This is a genomic window from Pseudomonas sp. FG36, from assembly GCF_057809275.1.
The window spans coordinates 1-5,978 of sequence record NZ_JBMDJQ010000069.1 but is presented as its reverse complement, the minus strand read 5'-3'; the positions used below and the strand labels follow the sequence as shown (position 1 = coordinate 5,978).

Here is a 5,978-nt window from a genome sequence, read left to right as displayed (position 1 = left end):
TCGGTTAGAATACCGGCCTGTCACGCCGGGGGTCGCGGGTTCGAGTCCCGTCCGCTGCGCCATCTTCGCCTCGAGGCCCTTTGAACACCTCGAAGCAACGGAAAAGCGACCTTAGGGTCGCTTTTTTCGTTTCAGCAACTTGCCCGACCATGGGCAAGAATTTCCAACAAAGCTGACAGACTCTTCACCGATCAAAGGTTTCAGCCGCTGATCGATGTGATGCACAATACGCCCCATTCGTTTCTTCCCGGAATTGGCAATGTCTAGATCAACCGTCTATGGCGCGCTCGGGCTGGCCCTCGTGCTGGCGGGCGTGTCCGGCTGTTCCTCGAAAAAGGCCGCCGTCTACGAGCATGAGAACTTCGATGACTCGGGCACCTTTTCCCGCACCTTCGCCACCAGCGAGGCGGGCTCCTGCGAGGCGGCGCGTCGTGCGCTGCTCAGCCAGGGCTACATCATCACCAGCAGCGATGCCAACCAGGTCGCCGGCAACAAGAGCTTCCAGCAGAACGCCGAGAACCACCTGCAGATCAGCTTCAACATCACCTGCGTTTCGGACATGAGCGACAAGCATCGCTCGACCATGTTCGCCAACGCCCTGCAGGACCGCTATGCCCTGAAAAAGTCCAACACTTCCGCCAGCCTCGGCGTGGGCGTGCTGGGCTCGGTGTCGATGCCGATTGGCTCAACCGACGACTCCATGGTCAAGGTAGCCAGCGAGACGGTCACCGCTGCGCAGTTCTACGATCGTTACTTCGCCCTGGTGGAAAGCTACCTGCCGAAACCGAAGAAGCCGGAGAAGTCCGAGCCTGCCGCCGAGCCGAAGGTGGAAAAACCTGCCGCCGACCTGGGCCTGCCGGAGCCTGCGCCCGCAGCCTTCGCGCCCGTACCGCAGCCGGCCACGCCGGTAGCCGAAAGTGTGGCCGAGACACCGGCCCCGGTATCGACACCGGTTGCCGCTGCCCCTGCCGCAGCGCCTGCACCGGTTGCTACCCCAGCGCCTCCCGTGCCGTCCAGCGAGGCCCCGGCCGCGCCGGTGGTGGATGACAGCAAGGGTTCGCAACCCATCGCGCCGCCTGTCGAGCCAGCGCCGATCCAGATCCAGCAGGAAGCCCCGGCGGCAGAGCAGGCGCCGGCGCCACTCTGACTCGTCGATAACTTCCTGGATGCCTGCTACGTTTATCGTTCATAGGGCTGTAATCATTCTGTCATTACGCTGGCTTAGGTTGGCGCAATGACAGAAGAACGACGAATGAGGGGCGTGAAGATGGACGATTACCAGGAAGAACTGCTCGAGTTCCAGGCCTATGAGCTGGACCTGCCGGAGCCGGCCGACGACGCCACCGAGCTCTAACCGACTTGCCGCTGATGGCGGCGAAATTCCCCCGGGGTCAGCCCCGTCCAGCGCTTGAACGCGCGCTGGAACGCCTCTGCCGAGGCGAATCCCAACAGATAGGCGATCTCGCCGAAGGCCAGTTCCGTATCGCGGATATAGGTCTCGGCCAGGTCGCGCCGTGTGTCGTTGAGCAGGTTGCGAAAGCGCGTGCCTTCCTCGGCCAGCTTGCGGCGCAACGTCCAGGTCGGCAGTTGCAGGTGCCGCGCCACTTCCTCCAGGTCCGGTTCGTGCCCGCCATTGAGCAGTGGGCCCAGCAGGTGGGTGATGCGCTCGCCCAGGCTGCGCACACGGGTGCGCTGGGCCAGTTCCGCTTCGCACAGCTGCAGCAAGTGCTGCCAGGTACTGGGGCAGTGCTGCAGGTTCGGCAGGTCCAGGGTGGCCCGGCTCAGGCGCAATTGGTTGGCCGTGCCACCGAAATGCACGGTGCCCGTACACAGGCCTTGGTATTGCGCGGCGTAGGCGGGGGTGTCGAATTCGATCTCAAGACGTTCGGCTTGCACCGGCCTGGCGGTGAGGGCGCCGAGCTGCGCCAGCCAGCCCGCGAGCATCGAGTCGACCACGAAGTGGTTGTAGCTGTTGTAGGGGCTGATGGAATAGAACCTCAACCAAGCGCCCTGGGTGTCTTCGTGGAAGCTCGAGCGGCCCCGGTAGTTGGCCGCATACAACGGTTCGAAGCGCAGCAGGGTGCGGGCGGCTTCGCCGAGGGTGGGTGCCTGCGCGGCAGTCACCCCGGCCAGCCCGGCCTGGGCCAGGCGGCTCAGGCGCCCCATGTGCAGGCCCAGGGCAGGTTCGGCGGACAAGGCGATCGCCGCATGGCCCAGGTGCATGTAGCGCGGAATCGACAGGCGCGCGCCTGGCTCGGCCAGGCGCCTGGCGTCGAGGCCGTAGCGCAGCAGCAGCGGCTGCGGATCGTGGCCGAGCATGCTCAGTGCTTCGGCCAAGGGCTGGACGAAACCTACCGACAGATCACCCAGGCGCACGCGGGGGCGGGGCATGGTGTCACAGCCACAGGTTGAGCAGGCGCGCACCGTGGCTGTCGTTGCCGACCCACAGTGTGCCGCTTTGGCTGGCAAAGCCTTGGCCATCGCTGCCCAGCTCCCAGAACTGGCCACGCATGAACACGCTTATGCTCGGGGTGCTGTCATTGGCGGCCAATGGTAGTTGCTGCCAGGCACGCTGCTCGCTGACCTCGCCGCGTTGCAGTGGCAGGTCGGCGGCCTGTGCCTGGTGGCGGTTGCCGCGCCAGGGCGCCTGCCAGCTCTGTTTGCCGCTGAGGAACACCGGGTTGGCAATCAGCTGCACCGACTGCGCGGCCAGTTGCCGGTGGTTGGCCGGGTACCAGCTGTCGCTGCCGATCAGCACGCCCAGGCGCCCGGCGGGGGTCTCCAGCACTTGCAGGGGGTGTTGCTGGCCGCCCTGGATGTAGCGCCGGCTTTCGCTGTCGGGGTATTGCTGGTGCTGAGGCTGGCCGAGCACCGAACCGTCGCTGGCGAATACCAGGCTGCTGTTGTAAAGCGGGCCGTTGCCGGTGCGCAGTACGCCGTTCTCGACGTAGGGCGCGGGCAGGACGATGGAGCCCGCGACCAGGGTGACGCCGAACTCGCGGGCCAGGTTGCCGAACAGTTGCTGGTAGTCGGCGGCCATCTGTGCGGCCTTCATGCGCAGGTGGGCGTCCGAGCGGCGGTCGTCGCCGCTGGCGGCGAGCATCGCCAGGCCGTAGCGCAGCGGGTTGCTCAACTCCAGCCACTGCCAGGCCTCGCTGCGCTGGGTCACCTGGTACAGCTCGCGCTTTTCGCCACGGGCCCACAGCCAGGTGCCGATATGCTCGGGCAGTACCACCACGGTGCGCGAGTTGACCAGCCCCTGGGCACGGGCCTGCTCCAGGTAGGCCGAGAGCTTGCGGTGCAGGCGCGTCAGGTTCTGGTAGTCGCCCGGATACAACAGCGGCTCGACCCCCAGCAGGTTGCCGTGCTCGCCTGGCACGCCCTGGTTGAGGGCAAGCTCGATGCGCAGGTCGGACAGGTAATGGCCTTCCGGACGCTGCAGGGTCCAGAAGCCGTAGCCACAGAGGGCGGCGAGAGTGACCAGCGCCAGGGCGCCGGCTAGCAATTTGCGCATGGAACGGTCCAGCGTTGTGCGGTAGAGGTGCCTTAGGGTAGACCTGCTGTGCAGCAGGATCAATAAGTTGTCAGTTTCGATCATTGAGCGTGTTCAAACGCCTGTTTAATGTCGGCCTCAGACAACCGACGGGCCCCGCGAGCTGGTGTAGACAGCGGCAGAGGCGCCCGCATTCCGTGATCATGCCAACTGTGGAGTCCATCCATGGCTACCGACCGTTACCCGCACCTGCTGGCCCCCCTCGACCTGGGCTTCACCACCTTGCGCAACCGCACCCTGATGGGTTCGATGCACACAGGCCTCGAAGAACGCCCCGGCGGCTTCGAACGCATGGCCGCGTACTTCGCCGAGCGTGCCCGTGGTGGCGTCGGCCTGATGGTCACCGGTGGTATCGCGCCCAACGATGAAGGCGGCGTGTACTCCGGCGCGGCCAAGCTCAGCACCGAGGAAGAGGCCGCCAAGCACCGGATCGTCACCGAGGCCGTGCATGCCGCTGGTGGCAAGATCTGCTTGCAGATTCTCCACGCCGGGCGCTATGCCTACAGCCCGAAGCAAGTGGCGCCCAGCGCGATCCAGGCACCGATCAACCCGTTCAAGCCCAAGGAGCTGGACGAGGAAGGCATCGAGAAGCAGATCCGCGACTTCGTCACCTGCGCAAGCCTGGCCCAGCGCGCCGGCTATGACGGCGTCGAGATCATGGGTTCGGAAGGCTACTTCATCAACCAGTTCCTCGCCGCCCACACCAACCACCGCACCGACCGCTGGGGTGGCAGCTATGAGAACCGCATGCGCCTGGCCGTGGAAATCGTGCAGCGGGTGCGCGAGGCGGTGGGGCCGAACTTCATCATCATCTTCCGCCTGTCGATGCTCGACCTGGTCGAGGGCGGCAGCACCTGGGACGAGATCGAGCTGCTGGCCAAGGCCATCGAGCAGGCCGGCGCCACGCTGATCAACACTGGCATCGGCTGGCACGAGGCGCGCATCCCGACCATCGCCACCAAGGTGCCGCGCGCGGCGTTCAGCAAGGTCACCGCCAAGCTGCGTGGCGTGGTGAAGATCCCGTTGATCACCACCAACCGCATCAATACCCCGGAAGTGGCCGAGGCGGTGCTGGCCGAGGGCGATGCCGACATGGTCTCCATGGCCCGGCCGTTCCTGGCCGACCCCGATTTCGTCAACAAGGCCGCCGAAGGCCGTGGCGACGAGATCAACACCTGCATCGGCTGCAACCAGGCGTGCCTGGACCACACTTTCGGCGGCAAGCTGACCAGCTGCCTGGTCAACCCGCGTGCCTGCCATGAAACGGAGCTCAACTACCTGCCTGTGCAGGCAGTCAAGCGCATCGCCGTGGTCGGCGCCGGACCGGCGGGCCTGGCGGCCGCCACCGTGGCTGCCGAGCGTGGCCATGCGGTGACGCTGTTCGATGCTGCCGGCGAGATCGGCGGGCAGTTCAATGTGGCCAAACGGGTGCCGGGCAAGGAGGAATTCTACGAGACCCTGCGCTACTTCCGTAACAAGGTGAAGTCCACGGGGGTCGAACTGCGCCTGAATACCCGTGTCGACGTAGCTGCACTGGTGGCCGGCGAATACGACGAAGTCATCCTGGCCACCGGTATCGCACCGCGCACGCCGGCCATTCCCGGCATCGACAATGCCAAGGTGCTGAACTACCTGGACGTACTGCTCGAGCGCAAATCGGTGGGCGAGCGGGTGGCGGTGATCGGTGCTGGTGGTATCGGTTTCGATGTGTCCGAGTACCTGGTGCACAAGGGCGTGGCCACCAGCCAGGACCGTGAGGCGTTCTGGAAAGAGTGGGGCATCGATACGCAGCTGGAGGCCCGTGGTGGTGTGGCCGGGGTGAAGGCAGAGCCTCATGCGCCGGCGCGCCAGGTGTACCTGCTGCAGCGCAAGAAGACCAAGGTTGGTGACGACCTGGGCAAGACCACCGGCTGGATCCACCGCACGGGGCTGAAGAACAAGCGGGTGCAGATGCTCAACAGCGTCGAGTACCTCGGCGTCGACGATGCGGGCCTGCATGTGCGCATCGGCGAGGGCGAGCCGCAGGTGCTGGCGGTGGACAACATCGTTGTCTGCGCGGGGCAGGAGCCGCTGCGTGAGTTGCATGATGGCCTTGTGGCGGCCGGGCAATCGGTGCACTTGATCGGTGGCGCTGATGTGGCGGCTGAGCTTGATGCCAAGCGGGCGATTAACCAAGGGTCGAGATTGGCGGCCGAATTGTAATTGTTTGAACTGGTGATGAGCCAACTTTCACAGGTGAGGTGGTAATACACTTTTCCTTTTGGAGTTGGTTTGTCAGCGAGTAGTTGTAACTAGAAAACGCTGCGTCTTCATATGCTCCATGCTCCATGCTCCATGCTCCATGCTCCATGCTCCATGCTCCATGCATCTTGCTCTTGCTCTTGCTCTTGCTCGGCGTTTTTCAAGGTGGTTGTCGCGTCTGACC

4 protein-coding genes are annotated in these 5,978 nt (G+C 64.9%); 2 read left to right on the top strand and 2 right to left on the bottom strand.

Going from position 1 to position 5,978, the window contains the following annotated elements:
* Nucleotides 1-259: 259 nt before the first annotated feature.
* On the top strand, nucleotides 260-1,147 hold the full coding sequence (locus tag ACODS9_RS26310; protein ID WP_489095108.1) for a DUF2242 domain-containing protein: 888 nt from the start codon (nucleotides 260-262) through the stop codon (nucleotides 1,145-1,147).
* Nucleotides 1,148-1,350: 203 nt separating this feature from the next.
* Here ACODS9_RS26310 and ACODS9_RS26305 read toward each other — a convergent pair whose 3' ends face one another.
* Both ACODS9_RS26305 and ACODS9_RS26300 read right to left on the bottom strand, forming a co-directional pair.
* Entirely contained in the window at nucleotides 1,351-2,391 is a 1,041-nt protein-coding gene (locus ACODS9_RS26305; protein WP_489095107.1) for an AraC family transcriptional regulator, read from the bottom strand.
* A gap of 4 nt (nucleotides 2,392-2,395) precedes the next feature.
* Entirely contained in the window at nucleotides 2,396-3,514 is a 1,119-nt protein-coding gene (locus tag ACODS9_RS26300; protein ID WP_046857860.1) for a carbon-nitrogen hydrolase family protein, read from the bottom strand.
* A 204-nt stretch (nucleotides 3,515-3,718) separates the two neighbouring features.
* Between ACODS9_RS26300 and ACODS9_RS26295 the strand changes: the two genes are divergently transcribed.
* On the top strand, nucleotides 3,719-5,755 hold the full coding sequence (locus ACODS9_RS26295; protein WP_489095106.1) for an oxidoreductase: 2,037 nt from the start codon (nucleotides 3,719-3,721) through the stop codon (nucleotides 5,753-5,755).
* Nucleotides 5,756-5,978: the final 223 nt, after the last annotated feature.

Coding starts and splice junctions, on each gene's coding strand:
- ACODS9_RS26295 (WP_489095106.1), top strand. CDS start 3,719: ATGGCTACCGACCGTTACCCGCACCTGCTGGCCCCCCTCGACCTGGGC.
- ACODS9_RS26300 (WP_046857860.1), bottom strand. CDS start 3,514: ATGCGCAAATTGCTAGCCGGCGCCCTGGCGCTGGTCACTCTCGCCGCC.
- ACODS9_RS26305 (WP_489095107.1), bottom strand. CDS start 2,391: ATGCCCCGCCCCCGCGTGCGCCTGGGTGATCTGTCGGTAGGTTTCGTC.
- ACODS9_RS26310 (WP_489095108.1), top strand. CDS start 260: ATGTCTAGATCAACCGTCTATGGCGCGCTCGGGCTGGCCCTCGTGCTG.